Origin of the sequence: Streptomyces poriferorum (genome assembly GCF_019399235.1) — a bacterium.
Lineage (GTDB): Bacteria > Actinomycetota > Actinomycetes > Streptomycetales > Streptomycetaceae > Streptomyces > Streptomyces poriferorum.
Window position 1 is genome coordinate 19,637 of sequence record NZ_JAELVH010000041.1, and the last position, 22,639, is coordinate 42,275.

The 22,639-nt window shown below is 70.3% G+C and carries 16 protein-coding genes and 1 riboswitch; of the genes, 7 read left to right on the top strand and 9 right to left on the bottom strand.

What is annotated here, in order from left to right; translation table 11 throughout:
* Positions 1-269 precede the first annotated feature (269 nt).
* The 7 genes from JGS39_RS10405 to JGS39_RS10435 all read left to right on the top strand — a co-directional run bounded on the left by JGS39_RS10405 (position 270) and on the right by JGS39_RS10435 (position 11,442).
* Positions 270-1,943, top strand: a complete 1,674-nt coding sequence (locus JGS39_RS10405) for an extracellular solute-binding protein (protein ID WP_236063125.1) — start codon at positions 270-272, stop codon at positions 1,941-1,943.
* A 100-nt stretch (positions 1,944-2,043) separates the two neighbouring features.
* A complete protein-coding gene (locus JGS39_RS10410; RefSeq protein ID WP_219568481.1) occupies positions 2,044-3,171 on the top strand; it encodes an ABC transporter permease in 1,128 nt (375 codons plus the stop codon).
* The gene (locus JGS39_RS10415) at positions 3,168-4,139 is read left to right on the top strand and encodes a carbohydrate ABC transporter permease (protein WP_219568482.1); all 972 of its coding nucleotides are present in this window, start codon (positions 3,168-3,170) and stop codon (positions 4,137-4,139) included. Before JGS39_RS10410 ends, JGS39_RS10415 begins: the two co-directional genes overlap by 4 nt.
* Before the next feature lie 58 nt (positions 4,140-4,197).
* Positions 4,198-6,441, top strand: a complete 2,244-nt coding sequence (locus JGS39_RS10420; protein WP_219568483.1) for a WD40/YVTN/BNR-like repeat-containing protein — start codon at positions 4,198-4,200, stop codon at positions 6,439-6,441.
* Between the two features lie 21 nt (positions 6,442-6,462).
* Positions 6,463-8,439 (top strand): beta-galactosidase, encoded by a 1,977-nt coding sequence (locus JGS39_RS10425; protein WP_219568484.1) that lies wholly within the window; start codon positions 6,463-6,465, stop codon positions 8,437-8,439.
* Complete coding sequence (locus JGS39_RS10430; RefSeq protein WP_219568485.1) at positions 8,436-10,688, top strand: glycosyl hydrolase family 95 catalytic domain-containing protein; 2,253 nt, start codon at positions 8,436-8,438, stop codon at positions 10,686-10,688. The genes JGS39_RS10425 and JGS39_RS10430 overlap by 4 nt, the downstream gene beginning before the upstream one ends.
* Positions 10,689-10,728: 40 nt before the next feature.
* Positions 10,729-11,442, top strand: a complete 714-nt coding sequence (locus JGS39_RS10435; RefSeq protein ID WP_219568486.1) for a glycoside hydrolase family 12 protein — start codon at positions 10,729-10,731, stop codon at positions 11,440-11,442.
* Between the two features lie 84 nt (positions 11,443-11,526).
* On the opposite strand, the gene JGS39_RS10440 is transcribed toward JGS39_RS10435, so the two are convergent.
* From JGS39_RS10440 to JGS39_RS10480, 9 genes are all read right to left on the bottom strand, one after another.
* Positions 11,527-12,534, bottom strand: coding sequence for a LacI family DNA-binding transcriptional regulator (locus tag JGS39_RS10440; RefSeq protein ID WP_219568487.1), 1,008 nt, complete (start codon positions 12,532-12,534; stop codon positions 11,527-11,529).
* A gap of 294 nt (positions 12,535-12,828) precedes the next feature.
* Positions 12,829-14,883 carry a pectinesterase family protein gene (locus tag JGS39_RS10445; RefSeq protein WP_219568488.1) on the bottom strand — a complete coding sequence of 685 codons (2,055 nt, stop codon included), beginning with the start codon at positions 14,881-14,883 and terminating at the stop codon, positions 12,829-12,831.
* A gap of 122 nt (positions 14,884-15,005) precedes the next feature.
* Positions 15,006-16,457 carry a family 43 glycosylhydrolase gene (locus JGS39_RS10450; protein WP_219568489.1) on the bottom strand — a complete coding sequence of 484 codons (1,452 nt, stop codon included), beginning with the start codon at positions 16,455-16,457 and terminating at the stop codon, positions 15,006-15,008.
* Complete coding sequence (locus JGS39_RS10455) at positions 16,439-17,413, bottom strand: arabinan endo-1,5-alpha-L-arabinosidase (RefSeq protein ID WP_219568490.1); 975 nt, start codon at positions 17,411-17,413, stop codon at positions 16,439-16,441. Before JGS39_RS10455 ends, JGS39_RS10450 begins: the two co-directional genes overlap by 19 nt.
* Positions 17,414-17,623: 210 nt before the next feature.
* Positions 17,624-18,505 (bottom strand): TIGR03854 family LLM class F420-dependent oxidoreductase, encoded by an 882-nt coding sequence (locus JGS39_RS10460; RefSeq protein WP_219568491.1) that lies wholly within the window; start codon positions 18,503-18,505, stop codon positions 17,624-17,626.
* A 35-nt stretch (positions 18,506-18,540) separates the two neighbouring features.
* Positions 18,541-19,797 (bottom strand): cytochrome P450 family protein, encoded by a 1,257-nt coding sequence (locus tag JGS39_RS10465; RefSeq protein WP_219568492.1) that lies wholly within the window; start codon positions 19,795-19,797, stop codon positions 18,541-18,543.
* Positions 19,794-21,089, bottom strand: a complete 1,296-nt coding sequence (locus tag JGS39_RS10470; protein ID WP_219568493.1) for a cytochrome P450 — start codon at positions 21,087-21,089, stop codon at positions 19,794-19,796. Before JGS39_RS10470 ends, JGS39_RS10465 begins: the two co-directional genes overlap by 4 nt.
* A gap of 204 nt (positions 21,090-21,293) precedes the next feature.
* Positions 21,294-21,782, bottom strand: a complete 489-nt coding sequence (locus JGS39_RS10475) for a hypothetical protein (protein WP_219568494.1) — start codon at positions 21,780-21,782, stop codon at positions 21,294-21,296.
* Positions 21,783-21,804: 22 nt separating this feature from the next.
* Positions 21,805-21,914, bottom strand: a riboswitch (SAM riboswitch).
* Between the two features lie 111 nt (positions 21,915-22,025).
* Positions 22,026-22,639: phospholipase domain-containing protein (locus tag JGS39_RS10480; RefSeq protein ID WP_219568495.1), on the bottom strand; the 614-nt coding region annotated here is incomplete at its 5' end.

Genomic DNA, 22,639 nt, shown 5'->3' on the forward strand with positions numbered 1-22,639 from the left:
TCGGAGGAATCTGGAAACGGACTCTTGTGCGGCCGGGACCCTTCACTTAACCTCGCTGCAACATCGAAGCGCTTCGACAGAGCTTCGATGGGGCGCCCGGCGCCCTTGATCTCCCCGGGACGGCGACAGGTTCTGCCGCTTCCCTGTTGAACCGCTTCACCTGCGGCCGGTCACACCGGCCCAGTCAGCAACGCTCCACCTCAGACACAGGAACCGAACGGCGGTCGCCCGCCACGTGTCGTCCTGGTGCGCCTCGAAGGGTTGACGCAATGACGCCGAATTCCACCCCCTCCTCCACGGCTCCGAGCCGGAGAAGCTTCCTCGCCACGGGCGCGGTCGCCGCTGTCGCCGTGGCCGGCGGGGTACCGCTGCTCGCCGCGTGCGGCGGCTCCGGTTCAGGCTCAGGGAGCAAGGAAGGCACGACAACGGGCAAGGCCCTCAAGAAGGTTGTGCCGTCCTACGCCCCGCTGAACCTGGTCCAGCCCGACGTCCCGAGCGTCAACGGTTCGAGCCCCGGCTTCACCAAGCTGCCCGATCCCCTGGTCGTCTCGGTGAAGTCGGTACCGGGCAAGGGCTCTTCGTTCCGGGTCATGACGCCGCTGTGGGGCACCGTCCCGAAAAAGAACAACCCGTACTACACGGCGGTCAACAAGGCGGTCGGCGCCACGCTCAACTTCGACCCGCAGGACGGCAACACGTACCAGGACAAGATCGGCGCGGTCCTCGCCGGTTCGGACATCCCGGACGTCATGACGATCCCCGGCTGGAACATGCAGGGGCAGATCCGCAACGCGATCACCGCCAAGTTCGCGGACCTGTCCCCCTTCCTGGCGGGCGACGCAGCCAAGAAGTACCCGAACCTGGCGAACATCCCGACGGGTGCCTGGCAGTACTCCGTCTTCGGCGGCAAGCTGCGCGGCCTGCCCATGCCGACGCCGATCATCGGCAACGCGATCTTCTACCGCAAGGACCTCATCGGCTCGGGCGCCGTTCCGGCAAGCTCGGACGACCTGCTGGCCTTCGGCAAGGAACACACCGCCCCCAAGCAGAAGGTCTGGGCGTTCGACGACCTCTGGACCTGCATCCAGATGATCTTCGGTGTGCTCCCCGACGCGCCGCACTACTGGCAACTGGAGAACGGCAAGCTGGTCCACAAGATCGAGACGAAGGAGTACCGCGAGGCGCTGGCCTTCGCCCGCAAGCTCCACGACGGCGGGTACGTCCACCCGGACGCCGAGGCCGGCAAGGACGCCGACGCCAAGATCCGCTTCACCAGCGGTCACACCGTGATGTACAACGACGGCACCGGTGGCTGGAAGGGCATGGTGACCGAGCAGGCGTCCGCGAACCCCGAGTTCGACATGCAGGCGCTCGACTTCTTCGGCGCCGACGGCGGCAAGCCGACCCTGTGGCAGTCCGACCCGGCGGGCATCTTCACCTTCCTCAGCAAGAAGCTCTCCAAGGAGAAGATCGAGGAGTTCCTCGCGATAGCCGACTACGCGGCCGCGCCGTACGGCACCGAGGAGTTCATGCTCACCAACTACGGCGTCAAGGGCACCCATTACACGATCAAGGACGGGGCCCCCACCTACACACCGCAGGGTGTCCAGGAGGCGCAGCCCTCCACCTTCCTGTTCGTCGCCTCGCCGCCCACCTCGATCGCCTACCCGGACCAGCCGCAGCTGGCCAAGGACTACGCCGGCTGGATGGCGCGCCAGGCCCCGAACATCAAGAAGCCCCTGTTCTTCGGCATGCAGGTCGTCGAGCCGCAGCGGTACGCCTCGCTCTACACGCCGTTCGACGACCTCCAGAAGGACATCCGCCGCGGCCGCAAGAAGGTCAGCGACGTCGACGAGGCCGTGAACACCTGGAAGAAGAGCGGCGGCGACAAGCTCCGCGCCTGGTACCAGGACATTCTCGACAAGAACGGCTCCGGCGTCTGACGCGTACGACGCGCACCGACCGTACGCAGCACAGCACAAGGGCCGCCGGGCGCACGAAGTCCGGCGGCCGGGGCGGAGAGCACGACATGGGGAGCACACGGTGAAGCCACGGGCGACGGTCACGACCGACCCGGACCGCACCGCCGACGGGGCCGGCGCCCCGGCCGGCGGCGGCGGTGACGGGCGGGACGGAAGCGGCACACGGACGGAGAGGTCCCGCGCGATCGGCAAGCGCGGATCCCGTACGGCGAAGAAGGGCTCGGCGAAGCGGCCGGCGAAGAGCGGGCCGGCGGGCACCGGACCGCAGCTGGGCGGCATCACCTGGCGCCAGCGGCTGTACCGCGACCGCACCCTGGTGCTCATGACGGTACCGGCCATCGCGTTGTTGCTGATCTTCAACTACATCCCGTTGCTCGGGAACATCGTGGCCTTCCAGGACTACGACGTGTACGACCTGGGCATCACCGGCAGCCCGTTCGTCGGCTTCGACAACTTCACCCGGATCTTCGAGGACTACCGCTTCTGGGAAGTCCTCATCAACACCCTGGTCATCTTCGTCACCCAGCTCGTCCTCTTCTTCCCCATCCCGATCGCCATCGCGCTGCTCCTCAACACGATCATGAGCGCGCGGATCCGGGCCTGGGTCCAGGCAGTCGTCTATCTGCCCCACTTCTTCTCGTGGGTGCTCGTCGTCACCGTGTTCCAGCAGATGTTCGGCGGGGCGGGACTCGTCGCCCAGTGGCTGCGCGACCACGGTCACGACGGCTTCGACCTGATGACCAACCCGGGCTTCTTCAAGTTCCTGGTCTCCGCCCAGGCCGTGTGGAAGGACGCCGGCTGGGGTGTCATCGTCTTCCTCGCCGCGCTCGCCGCCGTCAACACCGATCTGTACGAGGCCGCCGCCGTCGACGGCGCGGGCCGCTGGCGCCGGATGTGGCACGTCACGCTGCCCGCCCTGCGTCCGGTCATCGCGCTCCTGCTCGTCCTGCGGGTCGGCAGCGCGCTCAACCTCGACTTCGAGCAGATCCTGCTCCAGCGCGATCAGGTCGGCTCCGGGGCTTCGGAAATCCTGGACACCTACATCTGGTGGACAGGCATCAAAACCGGCGACTTCGGCTACGCGGCCGCCGCCGGCGTCTTCAAGGGACTGTTCAGCGTCGCCATGGTGCTGGGTGCCAACAAGGTCGCCCACATGCTGGGCGAGCAGGGGGTGTACTCCAAGAAATGACAACTCTCCTGGAACTTGAGAAGGACCCGGCAGAGCCCGCGCCGCGCGCGGAGACTCCGCTCCAGCGCGCCCTGCGCATGGAACCCCGCCCGGTGTGGGAGGAGGAACCGACCAAGGCGGGTCTCGCCTTCAAGGGGGTCGGGCTCGTCGCGATCTGCGCGATCGTGATCATCCCGATCTGGGTGGTGCTCGTCACCAGCCTCTCCGACACCAAGGCGATCAACGACGCGGGCGGTCTGGTCGTCTGGCCGAAGAGCATCACCTTCGTCGCGTACAAGGAGCTCCTCAGCGGCGGCGCGGTGACCCGCGCGGCCGCCGTGAGCGTCGGCCTCACGGTCGTCGGCACGGTGGTCAGCATGGTGGTCTCGATCCTCTGCGCGTACGGGCTCAGCCACCGCGACTCGTACGCCCACCGTCCGCTGCTGATGACCCTGATGGCGACGATGTTCTTCGGTGCCGGCCTCATCCCGACGTACCTGCTGGTCACGGGCATCGGGCTGAGCGACAGCTACTGGTCGATGATCCTGCCCAGTGCGATCAGCGTCTTCAACGTGCTGGTCCTGCGCGGCTTCTTCATGGACACCGCGCCCGAACTCATCGACGCGGCCCGCATCGACGGCGCCGGCGAGTGGCGCATCCTGCTCCAGATCATCATGCCGCTGTCGCGCGCCGTGATCGCCGTGATCTCGCTGTTCTACGCGGTCGGCTACTGGAGCCAGTGGTTCAACGCGATGCTGTACATCCAGGACAGCGACAAGTACCCGCTGCAGATGATCCTGCGCCAGCTGGTCCTCCAGCACCAGGTGCCCCCGGGGGCCATGGGCGCGGCGGTCAGCAACGGGTCGATCAACAGCCTCGCCGTGCAGATGGCGGTCATGATCCTCGCGCTGATCCCGGTCGCGATCCTGTCGCCGTTCGTCCAGAAACACTTCCAGAAGGGCATGCTCACCGGCGCCGTGAAGGGCTGATCACCGCACCGCCTCCGCTCCTTCGTCCCCTCCCCCTTGTCCGGAAGGTGTTCTCGCCATGCGCGCTTCCTCCGCGCCCACGCCCAGTCGCAGAACCGTGCTCGCCGGAGCCGCCGTCGCCGCGGCATCCGTGGCCATCCCGGCCGCGGGCCCCGCCGCGGCCGCGTCGAAGCACCACTCGGACGGCGCCGCCGAACCCCATCGCTGGCGGACAGCCGCGATCGGCGGGACGGGGTTCGTCACCGGGGTCCTGTTCCACCCGGCGGTCAAGGGCCTCGCCTACGCCCGTACCGACATCGGCGGCGCCTACCGCTGGGACGGGCACCGGGCCCGCTGGTTCCCGCTCACCGACCACCTCGGCTGGGACGACTGGAACCTGCTCGGCATCGAGGCCCTGGCCGTCGACCCGGCGCACCCGGACCGCCTCTACCTGGCCTGCGGCACGTACGCCCAGTCCTGGGCGAGCCCCGGCGCGGTGCTCCGCTCCGAGGACCGCGGGGCGACCTGGCAGCGGGCCGACCTGACGGTGCGTCTGGGGGCCAACGAGGACGGGCGCGGGGCCGGCGAGCGGCTGCTCGTGGACCCGCGGGACAGCGACACGCTGTGGCTCGGCACCCGCCACGACGGGCTGCTGCGGTCCACGGACCGGGGCGTCACCTGGGCGCCCGTCGACTTCCCCGCCACCGCTACGGCGAGCGGCCAGGGCGTGATGTTCCTCGCCGCCGCGGGCCGGGTGGTCTATGCGGGCTGGGGCGACGGCGGCAGCGCGCTCTACCGCACGGACGGCTCCGGCGGCTGGGAGGCCGTGCCCGGGCAGCCGTCCGGGAGCGCGGCGACGAAGGTTCCGGTCCGCGCCGCGTACGACGCGCGCGGCCGTGCCCTGTACGTCACCTACGCGGACGCCCCCGGCCCCAACGGGCAGTCCGCCGGATCGGTGCACCGGCTCGACACGGTGACGGGCGCATGGAGCGAGGTGACGCCGGTCCAGCCCGACGCGGCAGCCGGTGACGGCTTCGGCTACGGCGGTGTCGCGGTCGACGCACGCCGCGCCGGGACGCTCGTCGTCACGACCAACAACCGCTGGTCGCAGATCGACACGGTCTTCCGCTCCACCGACGCCGGCGCCACCTGGACCTCGCTGAAGGACACCGCGGTCCTCGATGTCGCGGAGACCCCGTACCTGCGGTGGGGCGGGGAGGCCAAGTTCGGCTGGTGGATCCAGGCCGTGGCCGTCGACCCGTTCGACTCCCGGCACATCGTGTACGGGACCGGAGCGACGCTCTTCGGCACCCGCGACCTCGTCCACTGGGCCCCGGAGATCCGGGGTCTGGAGGAGTCGTCCGTACGGTTCCTGCTCGCCCCGCCCGGCAAGGGCGCCCGCCTCCTCAGCGGCCTCGGCGACATCGGGGTCATGTACCACGACTCGCTCACCGCCTCCCCGTCGCGCGGCATGGCGTCGAACCCGGTCTTCGGCACGGCCACCGGCCTCGCCCTGGCCGCGCTCAAGCCCTCGTACGTCGTGCGGACGGGCTGGCCGTCGGGCTCCGCCTCCGCCGGGGCGTCCTCGGACGACGGCGGCAGGACCTGGCAGCCGTTCGCCGCCCAGCCGGAGATGGCCGCATCCGCTCCCGGGCCGGTCGCGGTCTCCGCCGACGGGTCGGTCCTGCTCTGGTCGTTCGTCCACTGGGACGGCACCAAGTACCCGGCGCACCGCTCCACCGACGGCGGGGCGAGCTGGGCGGAGGTCGCCACGTTCCCCAAGGGCGGCGCCCCGGTCGCCGATCCGCTGGACCCGCGGCGCTTCTACGTCTACGACACCGACACCGGAGCGGTCTACCACTCCGCGGACGGCGGCGCGACGTTCACCCGTGGTGCGGCCGGACTCCCGTCCGGTGACGTGCAGTTCAAGGTGGTGGCGGCGCCCGGCCGCAGCGGCGATCTGTGGCTCTCCGCGAAGGACAACGGACTGTTCCGCTCGACGGACGGCGGGCTGACGTTCGCCGCGGTGGCCGGCTGCCAGGCCTCGCACGCCCTGGGCTTCGGCAAGGCCGCGCCGGTCAGGGGCCGCAAGCGCCCCGGCGCGGGCTACCCGGCGATCTTCCAGACGGGCCGGGTCTCCGCGACGCACGACGGCGTGGCGGTGCTGCGCTCGGACGACGCGGGCGCCACCTGGGTCCGGATCAACGACGACTCCCACCAGTGGGGCTGGACCGGCGAAGTGATCACCGGCGACCCCCGTGTCCACGGCCGTGTCCATCTGGGCACCAACGGCCGCGGCATCCAGTACGCAGAACCCGCATAAGCAGAAGGAACGAGAGACGCCATGCCGTCCCTGCGCGACGCAGCCCGTGGCCGCATCCTCTTCGGAGGCGACTACAACCCCGAGCAGTGGCCCGAGGAGGTGTGGGAGGACGACGCCCGGCTCATGAAGGAGGCCGGGGTCAACTCCGTCACCCTCGGCGTCTTCTCCTGGGCGAAGATCGAACCACGCCCAGGTGCCAGGGAGTTCGGCTGGCTGGACCGGCTGATGGACCTGATGCACGCCCACGGCATCGGCGTCGTGCTCGCCACCCCGACCGCGTCCCCGCCGCCCTGGATGGGGGCGCGGCATCCGGAGACCCTGCCGCGCGCGGAGGACGGCTCGGTCGTCTGGTACGGCTCGCGCCAGCAGTTCTGCGCCAGCTCCCCCGTCTACCGGCGCTATGCCGCGGCCCTCACCGAGGACCTCGCCGCGCGGTACGCGGACCACCCCGCGCTCACCGTCTGGCACATCAACAACGAGTACTGCACCCACTGCTGGTGCGATGAGACGGCGGCCCACTTCCGCAGGTGGCTGCGCAGCCGGTACGTCACGGTCGACGCGCTCAACGAGGCTTGGGGTACCGCGTTCTGGAGCCAGCGCTACGACTCCTGGACGGAGATCCTGCCGCCGCGCAAGGCGCAGTACATGAAGAACCCGGCACAGGTGCTGGACTTCAAGCGGTTCACCTCCGACGCACTGATGGAGTGCTATGTCGCCGAGCGCGACATCGTCGCCCGGCACTCCCCGCGCGTTCCGGTGACGACGAACTTCATGCCGCTGTGGTCGGGCCAGGACGCCTGGGCCTGGTCGGCGCAGGAGGACATCGTCTCCGTCGACATCTATCCGGACCCCCGGGACCCGCAGGGCGGCCAGTACAACGCGATGCTCGCCGACATGACGCGTTCGCAGGCCGCCGGCCCGTGGATGCTGATGGAGCAGGCGGCGGGCCCGGTCAACTGGCGGGGCGTCAACCACCCCAAGCCCGAGGGCCTGAACCGGCTCTGGTCGCTGCAGGCCGTGGCGCGTGGCGCCGACGCCGTCTGCTACTTCCAGTGGCGGCAGTCCCGGCAGGGGTCGGAGAAGTTCCACTCGGGGATGCTCACGCACGCCGGTGAACAGGGCCGCACGTTCCGCGAGATCAAGCGGCTGGGCGCGGAACTCGCCATGATCGGTCCGGCCGTCGGGGGCGGTGACGTGCCGGCCGAGGTGGCGATCCTGCACGACTGGGACTCCTGGTGGGCGGGAAGCCAGGAGGGCAGGCCGTCCTCGCTGCTGGACTACACCGAGGTCGTGCAACGCTGGCACCGCGCGCTGTGGGAGAACGGTGTCGTCACGGACTTCGCCCGCCCCGACGCCGATCTGAGCCGGTTCAAGGCGGTCGCCGTACCGCATCTGTATCTGCTGGACGACGCCTCGATCGACAATCTCGTGGCGTACGCGCAGGGTGGCGGGACCCTCGTCTGCGGCTTCTTCAGCGGGGTCGCCGACGTGGACGACCGCATCCGGCCGGGTGGCATGGACGAGCGGCTGCGCACCCTGTTCGGCATCCGCACGCTGCACGAGTGGTGGCCGCTGGAAGCGGGCGAGGCCGTGGCGTGCGACGGCTTCGACGGCACCCTGTGGTCGGAGGAACTGGAGGCCGCGGAGGGCACCGAGGTCGTGGCCGCGTACCGCGACGGCGAGCTGGCCGGGCTGCCCGCAGTGCTGCGCAGGGGCCGGGCCCGGTATCTGTCGACGCTGCCTCAGCCGGCGGCGCTGCGCGGACTGCTCGGAGACGTGGTGCGGGAGGCCGGCGTGACACCGGTCCTGGCCGGACTGCCCGACGGTGTGGAGGCGGTCCGCCGCGGCGGCCTGCTCTTCCTCCTCCAGCACGGCCGGGACACCGTCACTGTGCCGGTTCCCGGCTCGTACGAGGACCTGCTGACCGGCCGCGCGGTCGAGGACCGCGTGGAGCTGGGCCGCCACGGGGTCGCCGTGCTGCGGAGCGCCGCCCCATGACCGCCCGCACCCCCGTCGACGGCACGTGGGAACCCCGCCCCGCCACCCGCTGGGAGGACGCCTTCCTCGGCGGCAACGGCCGGCACGGGGCGATGGTGTACGGGGACCCGGCCGACGACCGGGTCATCGTCAACCACCACACCCTGGTCCGGCCCAACGGCTCCGAGCAGCTGCGTCCGCCGGAGCTCGCGGACCGGCTGCACCGGTTGCAGAGCGCGCTGCTCGCCGGGGACACCACGGCCGCCGAGCGGTTCGGGGAGGGCCGGCCGCTGGCATGGGTGCAGCCCTTCCATCCCGCGTTCCAGACGCGGATCCGGCCCACCCCGGACGCGTCGCCCGCCTCCGACGGCACGGAGCCGCCCCCGGGCTACCGGCGCACGGTCGACTTCGCCACCGGCGAGATCACGGCCGAGGGCGAGGGCCGGCGCAGCCAGGTGTTCGTCTCCCGCGCCGACGACGTGATCGTCCAGTACGTCACCGGCCCCGGGCTCGCGGTGGACCTGGCCCTGGACCACGCGCTGCCCGGCGCCCCGCCGAACCTGGCCATCGGCCGCAGCACCGTGCTGACGCCCGACGGCGGCCGGCTGACCCTGCGCGTGGGCTACCCGGACAGCGACGCCGCCTACACCGGGATCACCGTGGTCCGGGCGGACGGCGGCAAGGTGTCCGTCTTCGGCGAGGGCATCCGGATCGAGGGTGCCCGCAGCCTGCTGCTGGTCACCCGCGTGCGACGCCACACGGGCAGCCTGGACCTCATGGCCGAGTGCGCCGCCCTGCCCGGCGACGGGTACCCGTCCCTGCTCGACCGGCACCGCGCCCTGCACCGCCCCGCTTTCGAGCGTGCTTCCCTGACGCTGGACGCAGATCCGGCTGAACGCGCACTGCCGGGAAGCGAGTTGACCGGGAGGCCGGACAGCCCCGCCCTGCTGGAACGGCTGTTCGCGGCGGGGCGCTACCACCTGTTCTCGTCGTCCGGCGTCCTGCCGCCCCGGCTGACCGGTCTGTGGACGGGCGACTGGGAGACTGCCTGGTCCGGGGCGTTCACCACCAACGCCAACCTCAACCTCCAGATCGCCTCGGCGGCGGCCGGCGCGCTGCCGGAGGTTTCCGAGGCCCATGCCGCTCTGGTCTACGGCCAGTTGGCCGACTGGCGGGACAACGCCCGGGCGATCTTCGGGGCGCGGGGCATCGTCGCCCCGTCCCACACCGACGGCGAGTCCGGACTCACCCGCCACTACCAGCGTGCCTACCCGTTGCATCTGTGGACGGCCGGCGCCGACTGGCTCCTGGAACCGCTGATCGAGCACGCCGAGACGAGCGGGGCGACGGATCCCCGGCTGGTCGACGCGCTCCACGAAGTCGCGCTTTTCTACGAGGACTTCCTGACCCGCACCGCCCCCGACGGCACGCTTGCGGTCGTGCCCTCGTACTCCCCGGAGAACCGTCCGGCCAACGCGAGCTGGGGCACGGTGAACGCGACGATGGACCTCGCGGCGGCCCGCCACGCCCTCACCGCGTCGGCCGACCGCTCCCCCACCGCTCCGTCCTCCGCCCGGCGGCGGGCGCTCGCGGACCGGCTTCCCGCGTACCGGGTCAACGAGGACGGCGCGCTCGCCGAGTGGGCGTGGCCGGGGCTGGAGGAGACGTACGACCACCGCCACCTCAGCCACCTCTATCCGGTGTGGCCGCTGGACGCGATCAATCCGTACGACACCCCCGAGCTCGCGACTGCCGCACACCGCGCACTGGAGCTGCGCGGATCGGAGAACGACTCCGCGCACGGGCATCTGCACCATGCGCTGATCGCCGCACGGCTGCGGGACGGGGTGCGGGTCTCAGCGGCTCTGGAGGCAGTACTGGCGGGCGACTTCTTCCACGACTCGCTGATGAGCGCCCACTATCCGTCCCGCAACGTGTACAACGCGGATGCCGCCCATGCGCTGCCGGCAGCGGTCATCGAGTCGCTCGTCCAGTCGACTCCCGACCGGCTGGTCCTGCTGCCCGCACCCCTGGCAGGCTGCCCGAGCGGCGAACTGCGCGGTGTGCGAACCAGGTTCGGCGCGGGTCTGGATCTGCGCTGGTCCGCCGACGGCACCGCGACCGCGGTACTCCATCCCACCCGTGACGCCCGGATCGACGTCCGTACGGGCCACGGCAGCACCCTCACCCATTCCTCCGCCGGAATCCCCTCGGCCCCGCTGGGGCTGAAGGCCGGCGTGGACCGCGTCCTCGAACTGGGGCCGCGGTAGCGCTCCCCCCACCCCATCCCCCCACCATGGAAGGACAACCATGGCACCACGCACCCGCACCCTCAGCAGGTTCGTACTGGCCCCGGCCACGGCAGTGGCAGCCCTCATCGGCTTCGCCGCAGCCCCCGCCCAGGCCGCGATCTGGTCCTCATCGGACCAGTGGGGCAACTACACCACCTCCGACGGATACATCCTCTACAACAACATCTGGGGATCCGGCGCAGGTTCGCAGTCCATCTGGGCCAACTCCTCCAGCAACTGGGGCGTCCGGGCCGACCACCCGAACACGGGCGGCATCAAGTCGTACCCGAACGCGAAGAAGGTCGTCAACAAGTCGATCACCTCGCTGCAGTCGCTCACCAGCACCTACAACGTCACCGTCCCGTCGTCGGGGGCGTACAACACCTCGTACGACATCTGGGACAGCGACTACGACTACGAGGTCATGCTCTGGGTCAACTACACCGGCGCCGTGGGCCCGCTGGGCACCTCGCAGGGAAACGTGACGCTCGGCGGCCACACCTGGACCGTCTACAAGGGCGACAACGGGGCCAACCAGGTCTTCTCGTTCCTGCGCACCTCGGACTCCTCGGCAGGCACGGTGAACATCCTGCCGATCCTGAAGTGGATCAAGGACACCAAGGGCTGGTGGGGCAACGAGACCATCGGTGACGTCCAGTTCGGCTACGAGGTCACCTCGTCGGCGGGCGGACTGGACTTCACGACGAACGGATTCGGCGTCTCGTCCAGCTGATCCGTGCCTCGTCCGGCTGGTCCGTACGCACAAGGAGCCGGCCCCCGCGCGGGGGCCGGCTCGTGCGCGCTTCCGTGCCGGTCGCTACCTCGGGGCGGGCCCGGTGCTCTCCCGTACCGTCAACTCGGGTGCGAGCAGTTCCACTTCGTCCGTGCCGCGGCCGGTGAGCTTGGCGACGACCTGCTCGACCGAGCGGCGCCCCATCTCCTGCGCGGGAATGGCCACGGACGTGAGCCGCACCGAGGCCTGGGAGGCCACCTGCTCGGGGCAGATCGCGACCACCGACACGTCCTCGGGCACCGCTCTGCCCTGCTGCCGCAGGAGGTTGAGCAGCGGCTCCACCGCCGACTCGTTCTGCACGATGAATCCGGTGGTGCCGGGGCGCTCGTCGAAGATCCGCGACAGGGTCTGCGCCATCGCCGGATATCCGCCCTCGCAGGGGCGGTGCAGCACACGCACGCCGGCCTCCTGCGCCTTGGCGCGTATGCCGTCGACCGTGCGCTCCGCGAATCCGGTGTGCCGTTCGTACACCGCGGCCGCCTCACCGATCACGGCGACCTCACGGTGGCCGAGGCCGGCCAGGTGTTCCACGCAGAGCGCTCCCGTCGCCTCGAAGTCGAGGTCCACACAGGTCAGCCCGTCCGCGTCGGCCGGCAGCCCGATGAGGACGGCGGCCCGGTCGGTTTCGCGGAGCAACGGCAGCCGCTCGTCGTGGAGTTCGACGTCCATGAGGATCATCGCGTCGGCGAGCGAACTCCCGGCGATGCGCCGCACCGCTGCGGGCCCCTCCTCCCCGGTGAGGAGAAGGACGTCGTAACCGTGGGTGCGGGCCGTGGTGGCGACCGCGATGGCGATCTCCATCATGACGGGGACGTACATGTCGGTGCGCAGCGGCACCATGAGCGCGATGATGTTCGACCGGCTGCTGGCGAGAGCCCGCGCTCCGGCGTTGGGGTGGTAGCCGAGCTGCTGGATGCTCAGCTCCACCCGCTCCCGGGTGGACACCGAGATGGACCGCTTCCCGCTGAGGACGTAACTCACCGTGCTCGCGGAGACTCCGGCGTGCTGCGCGACCTCGGCAAGGGTGACCATTCAGCTCTCCATCAAGGAACGTCGTCGGACACCGGCACGGAGACCGGCCTGCACCGGCAGCTTCGGCCGGATGAGGCGAAGCGCTTCGACTTCGCCTGCTCCGCCTGCGACATGCCCGGATGATGCGAGCCTAGACCTGCCCGCACAGCGTGTCCATAGCCCTGTCGAAGCGCTTCGACTCGCTGATTCCAGTGGCCCGGCCCGGAACGGAGCGTGGCGGCAGCCGGGTCGGCTACCGCCACGATATGCCCGGCCCCGGAACGGAACATCAGGGGGACCGGGAGTGCCGCCGGATCAGGACGCCGACGGGGTCCACCCCTCCAGCCAGTCGGCCACCTCCTGCCCTGCCGCCCCGGTGTCGCTGAGCTGGGGCCGGTCGCCGCTCGCCGTTCCGGCGCCCGGCCCGTCGTTGCGGTACTCCGCGAACCGGTCGTCCTTCCAGGAGAAGCCGCTCATGTCGGTCCACGGCGCGGGCCGGATCGCCGCACTCAGGGTGCTGTCGCGGACGGTCGTCATCGGGTCGAGCGTGGCGTCGCCGCCGGCGTGCCAGGGGCGCCCGAGGTAGAAGGTGGCAGCGGAGACGTCGCCGTTGACCGTGGAGTTGTTGATGAGGAAGCCCTTGCGGCCGGCCGCCGTGCTCGGAGCGGTGACGTAGCCGGCGGAGCTGCCGTTCCACCGCTTCTTCAGGGTGATGATCGAGGCGTCGATGACGGCGCTCGCCCGGCCGAAGATGAAGTCGACGTTGCCGACGACATAGGAGTTCTTCATGTAGACACGGCCGAGCCTGTCCTTGGCGGCGGTGTCGAGCAGCAGGGTGTCCTGATCACCCTCGGTGATGATCGAGTCGAGGAACACCTTGTCCGCCGCGGTGCGCAGGGCGACTGCCTGGAGACCGCTCATGTCCTGGTGGGCGGCTTCGTCGAAGTCGTTGGCGATGGTGAGGTTGCGGGCCTGGAAGCCGTCCCCCTCGGCGGCGACGGTCGCGCTGCCGCCCGTCCCGTACGGCCCCGATCCATCCGGCTTCTGGGTGCCGGAGGCGTTGTCGTAGACGATGACCGTGCTCTTGCGGCTGGGCCCGGTGCCCTGGAGGGTGACGTTCTGCTTGGTCGACGGGATCTTCACCAGCTCCCGGTACGTGCCGGGCGCGATGGCGATGACGGTCCGGGCCGTGTTGCCCGCGGGCACCGCGTTCACGGCGGCCTGCACGCTGCCGTACTGGCCGCTGCCGTCCTTGGCCACGGTGAGCGTGGTCGCGGCGGCGGTGGTGGTCGCCGCCGCGATGGAGGAACGCGGCCCCGCGCCGGCCTTCACCAGCGCGGGCACGTCCGCGGCGGCGTCGAGCGTGTAGGCGTAATAGCTGCGCGGGTCGAACGACGTCCCGCCGCCGCTCTCGTTGCGTCCGCTCGTACCCGCGAAGACGCTGCCGCGCTGGACGAGGGTGGCGGTGCTGTCCCGGGTGACGGGGTTGTTCAGCCCGTCGAAGTAGCTGTTCTCCAGGACCATGTTCGTGTGGCCGCGGGCGTAGTTGCCGTAACTGCTGGTGATGTCGGTACCCGGGTCGTCCTGGAGGAAGTTGTTGTAGAGGTGGGCGTGGGCCACGTTGTCGGTCGAGGGGTTGCGCTGTTCGGTCTCGTGGAACCAGTTGTGATGGATCGTGATGTCGGCGGTGGTGTTCTCGGTCCAGCCGATTCCGAACGCCTTGTTGTCGTGCTGGAGCCGGTTCCACGACACCGTGAGGTAGGTGGTGTCCTTGCGGCTGTCGATCAGCCCGTCGGCCATGTTCCGCAGGTCGTTGTGGTCGATCCACACGTGGTGGGCACCGTCCATCTGGATGGCGTCCCAGTCGTGCTCCTTGTCGTTCCAGGTCCCGGCGTAGGAGTCCCTGATCGTCAGATTGCGGATGATGACGTTGTGCACGCCCTGGCCGAGGAAGAAGCCGCCGCCGACGATGTGCCCGGAGGTGCCGGAGCCGATGATCGTCTTGTCGGAGGCGACCTTGATCTCCTTGCCCTTGGGATCCATGGTGATGGCCGCCGCGACCACGATGACGTAGGGCTGCGTCGCCGTCGCGTACTTCTCCAGGTCGGCGAGGGTGCGCACGGTCACGGTCTCGCCGCCCCGTCCGCCGTACGTTCCGTCCTGCCCCAGGGCGTCGACCGAGGCGAAGCCGTCGGCCGCCTCGTCGGCCCGGACCGGGGAGGCGGCCGACGAGGCGGGGTAGGGGGTGTTCCGCGGCTCCGTCGCACCGTTCGCCGTGGTGGCGGCGAATCCGGCCGCCAGGGCCGTGCTGACCGCAATCGCCACACCCAGCCGAGTTCTGCGACTGCGGTGGCTGCTGCCTGCGGGCATGTGGGGGGTGTGCTGCGCCGTTCGGCGTTCCGCTGTCATGACCTGAACCATTCCGTCGAGGAAGGATGACGTTCAGGTACTGGTTGCCGCCGCCCGGCCGAAAGGTTGCTGCCCGCTCCTGTTCAGACGGGTTTCAACTGCCATTGCTGGCAGTGGTTGTCCAGCCAGGACCACTGCCGGATGTCCGCTCCGTCGGCGGTCGAGCAGTCGGCCACATCGGCGACCTTCCCCGACGCCTGGTTGACGATGCGCACCCAGCCGCCCGTGTCCGTGACCAGGAACCTGAACCTCTGGCAGGTGTTGTCCAGCCAGGACCACAGCCGCAGGTCGGCTCCGTCGGCCGCGGAGCAGTCCGCGGTGTCCAGGACCTTCCCGGTTGCCGCGTTGACGAGCCGGCTGGTGTCGTCGCCCCGGTCCTCGATGCGCCACCGCTGCCGGCTGCCGCCGTCGCAGGTGCCCTGGAGGACGCCCGCCCCGTCACCGTCCGAACCGTCGACCACGCCCATGCACTTGCCGGTTGCGCGGTTGACGACGGTGTAGGCGGTGGGGGTGGCCGCCGTCTCCCCGGCGGGCCCGGCCGCCGATGCGCCGAGCGCGACGGGGGTGCCGAGGTTCGGTGTGCCGTCGGCGTTCCAGGAGAACTTCTGCGCCCGGGCCGTCCGGCCGTTGTCGCAGCCGTCCGAGGCGGCGTCGTTGGCGTGGTAGACGATCCAGCTCTCCGTTCCGTCGGGCGAGGTGAAGAACCCGTTGTGTCCCGGCCCGTAGACCCCCGCCGAGTCCTTGCGCCGGAAGACGGGTTCCGCCTTCTTCGTCCACGAGGAAGCGGACAGCGGATCGGAACCGGTGAGCGTGAGCAGCCCGAGCTTGTAGTCGGGGGTCCAGCAGCCGCTGGCGGAGTAGACGAGGTACGTCCTCCCGCCCCGCTGCAGCACCTCCGGTCCCTCGTTGACGGCGGCCCCGGACTTCTCCCAGCCGTACCCGGGCGTCGAGATCGTCGAGAAGGACCCGCTCAGCGTGTACGGGTTCGACATCGGCGCGATCACCAGGTTCTGGGTGCCGCCGCCGCTCGCGCTGCCGAGCAGGTACAGCTTGCCGTTCACGGTGAGCACGCTCGGGTCGAGCATCCAGTCGCCGCCCAGCCGGCCCTTGTACGTGTACGGCCCCATCGGGTCCGAACCGGCGCTCTCCAGGACATGGACCCGCTGGGTCGGGTTGTAGTCGGCGATGTTCTGCCCTGCGACGTAGTACAGGTACCAGCGGCCGCCCGAGTAGTGCAGTTCGGGCGCCCAGATGTTGCAGCAGCGGGAGGCCGCGTCGCCCTGCCAGACCTGCGCACTCGGGGCGGCGGCGAGCCCGGCCAGCGTGGGCGACCTGCGCATGGTGATGACATCGGTCCAGCTCGTCGACACCAGGTAGTAGTTGCCGTCGTGGTACGAGATCCAGGGGTCGGCGCCCTTCTGCGCCTTGACCGGGTTGGTGTACGGGCGCCCCTCGGCCGCCGACGCGGGTGCCGGCTGCGCGAGGACCAGGGCGAGGAGGAGGGCGCTCAGCAGGGTCAGTAGGCGACGGGCCATCCGCTGCTCCAGTTCAGAAGGTTGACGCCGAGCTTCGGGGTCCCGTTGTCCTGGCCGTCGTAGTAGTGGTAGACGAGCAGGTCGCCGTCGGAGTCGGCGAGCACCGACTGCCCGCCGGGCCCGATGTAGCGCCCGTGCGACTCCAGCACCGGCGTCCCGCCGTTGCTGAGCATGCTCACGCCGTTGCGGTCCTTGTACGGCCCCGTCACGCTCGTCGCCCGGCCCACCTTGACCTTGTACGTGGAGCTCGTGCCCGCACAGCAGGTGTCGTACGAGGCGAAGAGGTAGTAGTAGCCGTTCCGCTTCACCACGGTCGGCGCCTCGACCGCCTTGGTCCCGGTGGGGCGGGAGGCCAGCGAGCGGCGTGCCGTGTCACCGGCGTACTGCTTTCCGGTCGAGGGATCGATCCTGATCATCTTGATCCCGGTCCACCAGGAGCCGAAGGACAGCCACCACTTACCGTCGTCGTCGACGAAGAGGTTGGGGTCGATGGCGTTGTAGTCGCTCGACGCGTTCGAGGTGTACACGGTGCCGTAGTCGGTCCAGCTGCCCGGCTGCCCGGTGGTGGAACCGGCGAGCCCGATGGCCGAGGTGTTCGACCCGAACGAGGAGACGGCGTAGTACATCAGGTACTTGCCGCCGCGGAACGAGATGTCCGGCGCCCAGGGGTCGGACGCCGGGGAGTAGTTCTTCCACCAGCTCGGCGGGGTACCGAAAGCCGATCCGGAGCGGCCGAAGGCGGTGCGGTCGGTGGAGGTGCGCAGCTGGAGGTTGTCGCCGGTCGAGTAGAGCAGGTACTGCCCCGAGGACGTCCGGACCATCGAGGGGTCGTGGACGACGATGTCGCCGGTGACCGTGCCGGGGTTCGGGTAGGCGGACGCGCTGCCCGGCACGAGGGCCAGGAGCAGGGCGGCGGGGAGGACCGCGAGGGTCCTTCTGCGGGTGGTGCGGCTCATGAGGGGACCTCCTGCGTTCGGTTACGGGAGGAGCGTGGGCTCGTACAGCAGTCGCCGCCGGAAGGCGGATGGTTGCCATGCACATGCCAGCAGAGAAGTCGTTCGATATATCGAATGACGCTCGTAACTTCGAACGGGGCCGTAGGGTCGAACGGCTCGCGCGTCAACGGGGCGCGCACCCCCGGGAAGGAATCTCCCCCAGGGACCTTCTCAGTTCTGCCGGGGCAGCAGTTCCGCCTCGAAGCGGTCCACGAACGCGCCGAAGGACCGGCCGCCCGCGGAGTAGACCACGAACTTGCTGAGACCGGCCTCGACATAGCCGTCCAGCAGCCGGTGGAGCTCCGGCCATCCGTCGGCGACGAGATCCCGCGGGTCGCTCTGCGGAGCGCGCCGGTGAATGGCCCCGGCCAGCTCCTGCGGGATTCCGTTCTCCGCCACCGTGAGACTGATCCCGAAGTGGTCGGGCTCGATCTCCCGTCCCGCCTGCTCGGCCGCGGCCAGAATCGTCTCGCGGGCCCGTCCCGCCGCATCGGGCGTGAGGAAGGACCCCAGCCAGCCGTCCCCATACCGCCCGACCCTGCGGAGCCCGGCGGGGGCGCTTCCGCCGAGCCAGACGTCCAGGGGCTTCGCGGGCAGCGGCGCGATCAGCCCGCCCCCGACCTTCAGGAACTCCCCGTCAAAACCTGCGGCTTCCCCGTCGAGGGAGGCCCGCAGCAGCTCCAGGGACTCGTCGAACAGCGCCCCGCGCCGCCCTTCCGGCGCGGGGAACAGTTCCCGTTCGCCGGGCCGTGCCGGCTGGAGCCCGAAGACCGGGAGCACGCGCCGGGGCGAGAGCCCGGCCAGGGACGCCAGCTGTTTGGCGACCAGGACCGGGTGCCGCCCCGGGAGCACCGCGACGGAGGTTCCGACCTTGAGCCTGCTCGTCCTCGACAGGGCGTGGGCCATGCCGACGAAGGGGTCGACGGCCTCCGAGTAGATGTGCTCGGAGAGCCAGAGCGAATCCACACCGTCGCCTTCGAGGCGGTCGACGATCCGGCTGAAGTCCGACAGCGCCGAACCTGCGCCGAGCCCGACTCCGAAGCGGATCTTCATGACGACCACCCTACGCGCGCCCCTGCCGGTCCGGCTCAGGCGTTGAGCAGAACGGGAAAGGCCTCCATGTCGTTCTGTGTCATCACGGGCAGTTTGCGGATGTCCGCGTCCGGCACCGCGAGCCGCAGCTCCGGGAACCGCCCGAAGAGCGCCGGCAGGGCGATGCCCGCCTCGACGCGGGAGAGCGCCGCACCGGGGCAGATGTGCGGGCCGTGGCCGAAGGTCATGTGCCGGATGGGGGTGGCGCGGGTGATGTCGAACGCGTCGGCGTCGGGGCCGTGCTGCGCGGGGTCGCGGCCGATCACACGGTAGGAGATGACCACGCCCTCGCCCTTGGCGATGACCCCCTCACCGACCTGGATGTCCTCGGTCGCGAACCGCATCAGCAGATGGGTGGTCGGGGTGTCCCATCGCAGGGTCTCCTCGATCACGGTCTCCCAGGAGACCTCCCCGTCAAGGACCATGCGCAGCTGGTCGGGGTGGGCCAGCAGGGCGCGTACGGCGTTGAGGATGAGCCCGATCGTGGTCTCGTGCCCGGCGGCGACCATCGCCTTGAGGTTGCCGACCACCTCTTCCTCGGTGAGCGGCTCGCCGCCCTCGTCGGCGAGGATCAGCGCGGAGGTCAGGTCGTCGGTCGGCTGCGCGGTCTTCTCGCGTACGAGCCCGGCGTAGAAGACGTCGAGATCGGCGAGGAGGGCCAGGCGTTCGTCCTGCGGGGTGAGCATCGAGAAGAAGGCCTTGTACTGACGGGTCAGCATGGCGTTCTCGGCGGGGTCGACGCCCATCAGCATGCCGACGACCCGCATGGGCAGCGGCTGCGCGAACACGGACTTGAGGTCGACGACGGCCCCGTCCCTGCCGCCCTCGGCGAGGGCGTCGAGCAGCTCCTCGGTGAACTTCTCGATGTCGGGGCGTATCGCCTCCAGGCGGCGGGGCGTGAGCGCCTGGGAGGTCTTGGTCCGCAGCCGGCGGTGCTCGTCGCCGTCGACGGTGAACATGGACCGGCCCGCGTCGATCATGCCGATGAGCGGCCACGCGTGCGTCACCTCGCCGCTCTGCCACAGGCCCCAGGCGTCGAGGTCCTTCACCAGTCGCGGGTCGAGCAGGAGCTGCCGGGCGTCGGCGTGCCGGGTGAGGGCCCAGGCCGGGACGCCGAGCAGCTCGATGCGGGCCAGCGGTCCGGCGTCGCGCAGCCGCGCAGTCTCCCCGTCCAGGTCCTGGACCATCGGGTCGATGACGACGGTCCCGCCGTTCGGGGCTGCTGCCTGGGCGGCGGCATGGGGGCAGTTCACGAGAAGTCTCCTGTCGTACGAACGGGGGTGAACCGAACGGGGAGCGAGGTGGTGCCGCGCAGGAACGCGGAGGGCCGTCGTACGAGGTCGTCGACCGGGACGGCCAGCTGGAGATCGGGCAGCCGGTCGAGCAGGACCTCGATGCCGGTACGGGCGATGATCTCGGCGATCTCCTGGGCGGGGAACGGACACCGGTACTCGCCGTGGCTGAAGGCGAGATGGGCGCCGTTGCCGCCCTGCGCGGGTGCTCCGGCGCCGGACATGCCCTGCCGGATCAGCGGGTCGGTGTTGGCGGCGCCGAGCCCGAGCAGCAGCATGTCCCCGGCCTTGATCCGCTGACCGCCGAGCTGGGTGTCCCGCACGGCCCAGCGCCCGGCGAGGATCTGGGTGGGCGTGTCCTCCCAGAGCACCTCGTTCATGGCCTCGCCGATGCTGCGACGGCCGCGGGCCATGGAGTCGGCGAACGTGTCCTCGGTGAGCATCAGCCGCAGGGAGTTACTGACCCAGTCGGCGGTGGTGAGGTGCCCGGCGGCCGTGATGGCCATCAGGTCGAGCATGTACTCCTCGTCGGTGAACGCCTCGGGGAAGGCGAGCATCCGTGAGGTCACGTCGTCCCCCGGCACGGCCCGTTTCGCGGCCACCAGCCGGGCCATGTGTTCCCCGAACCGCAGGTGGGCGCTCTGCGCGTCCGGCCCTCCGTCGGCCAGGTCCTTCAACACCTGGGCGATGTCGGCGCCTTCGTCGTCGGGGAACCCGACCAGACGGGCGAGGACGAGTACGGGAAGGGGCTCGCAGAAGTCGGCGACGAGGTCGGCCGTGCCGCGGCTGCACACGTCGTCGATCAGCCGGTCGGCCAACTGCTCGCAGTGGGTGCGGATCTGGAAGGGGTCGGCGCCTTCGAGGGCAGGCCCGACCATCCGGGCGTGCCGCCGGTGTTCTTCCCCTGCGCTGAAGTAGATGGACGGCAGGGGGCGCCCCACCATCGGCAGCAGCGGCCAGTCGTCGGGGATGTGGGGCCACTGGTTCCACAGGCCGACATCGCGCGGGAACAGCTCACCGTCGCTGGTTACTTGATGGATTTCGCGGTACCCGATGACCAGCCATGCGGGGAACCCGCCCGGCAGCTCCACGGGAACGACGGGACCGTGGTCACGTCGCATGGTGCGGTACACGGCCTGCGGCTCGGTCTGGAACCCGGGCCCGCCGAGCGGCACGGCTCCGCTGTGTGCCGGACAGCCGGGGGGCGCAGGAGCGGAGGTCGGCGCGGGCTCTGTGGAAGAAGGGCGCGTCATGAGTCCTGACTCCTGTGGCGACAGCTGCACGCGTCATGATCATGCGATCAACGCATGTTCACTATAAGGATTTCGTGTGACCTCGGAACGGTCAACAGCGATCAATCCCACACCCTGAACGGAACAACGGGTCGACAACTCGGCACAATTGATGAGCATCGCGATGTACCGCTCGGACCTTCCGCGCATCACGACGGGACGGTCCTACGCCAGGAGCGCACGGCCCCCGGCACGGTCTCCCCCGGCCTCCGCCTCGCACAACTCCCCGCCCTCGTAAGCGACGTTGACCAGCCCGACGGCACCCCCCGCGCCGGCATTCCCGGCTCCGGCACCCCCGGTCACCGCGCCCTCGCCATCGCCGTACTCCAGCTTCAGCGCATGCCAGCGCGCCAGCCAGTACACCCGCCCGCGGTGACCGGCGAGGGTCTCCCGCAGTGCGGCGGGAGCATGCGTCCACACCGCGGGGAGGTCGCCCGCGTAGTCGAAGGCGGCCCGCAGTTCGACCCATCCGTCGTCGCGGACATCCCCGGAGGTGAGCAGGATCTCGACGGCCTGCCCCGGCTCCTGCCGGCACTTCTTCGCGTGGATCCAGTGCACGCGGTGGCCCGCGGCGTAACGCGAGCAGTCGTCGCTCCGCACGGAGTCGTTCCGGGTGAGATGACGCAGCATGGTGAGGTTCGCCTTCCGGGACAAGGACCCCGAGCACCTGCACCGCGGTCCGCTGTTCCCCGTGCCTTTCGCACGGGGCAGGTCGTCACCCGGAGCACCCGCAGCGGAGCGGGGTGCCGTCCAGCAAGCCGGGGCTGTGCACTGGAACTCATGACCCGTACAAGACTCTAACGCACGCGAACCACCCAAGCCGACGGGCGGTCAGGAGCCGGCGGACGCCCGCAGACGCACACCGCCCGCCCCCGACCACCCCTCAGGCGCTGCCACTCAGCCGGTGACGAGACCCGGGTCGCTCGTACCGGCCACGCCGGTTTCGACGTGTCCGGCGAAGCGCCGCAGGAACGTGGCGTCCACGTCGGAGACGACGGTGAAGTCGTACCAGTTCCTGCTTCCCCGCAGGTCGAGCACGTGCTTGACGGTGGCGCCCGCACGGACCTCGAAGGTCTGCACGCCGCCCGCGTACCCGGCGGCGCTGCGTACGGTCAGACGGACGGTGGCGGAGCCGCCATTGGCGAAGGTGAGTTCAAGCCCCCCGCCGGCAGCGACATGACGAGCCGTCACTTCCGGCCCCGCGACCTTCCCCGCGGCCCGGAAGGTGCGCAGGAAGCCGTTGGGGCCATGGACGGTGAGGTCGGTCACCGCCTTGGAGTAGGCCGTGTTCCAGCTGTCCGCGAGGGACTTGCCCGCTTCGGTGGTGTACGTCCACGGCCCGTCGGTGCGGTTGGCGGAGGTCACCAGGAACTGGGCCCCGGCGGCGGCGCCACCGCTGAAGGTGAGGCGGTACTTGCCGGTGGCCGTATCGGCGGCACCGTCGACGAAGGGCGCGTAGCGCAGCGGCCGGGTGGGCCGGGCGCCCTTCTCCTGCTTGGGCACGCTGCCGG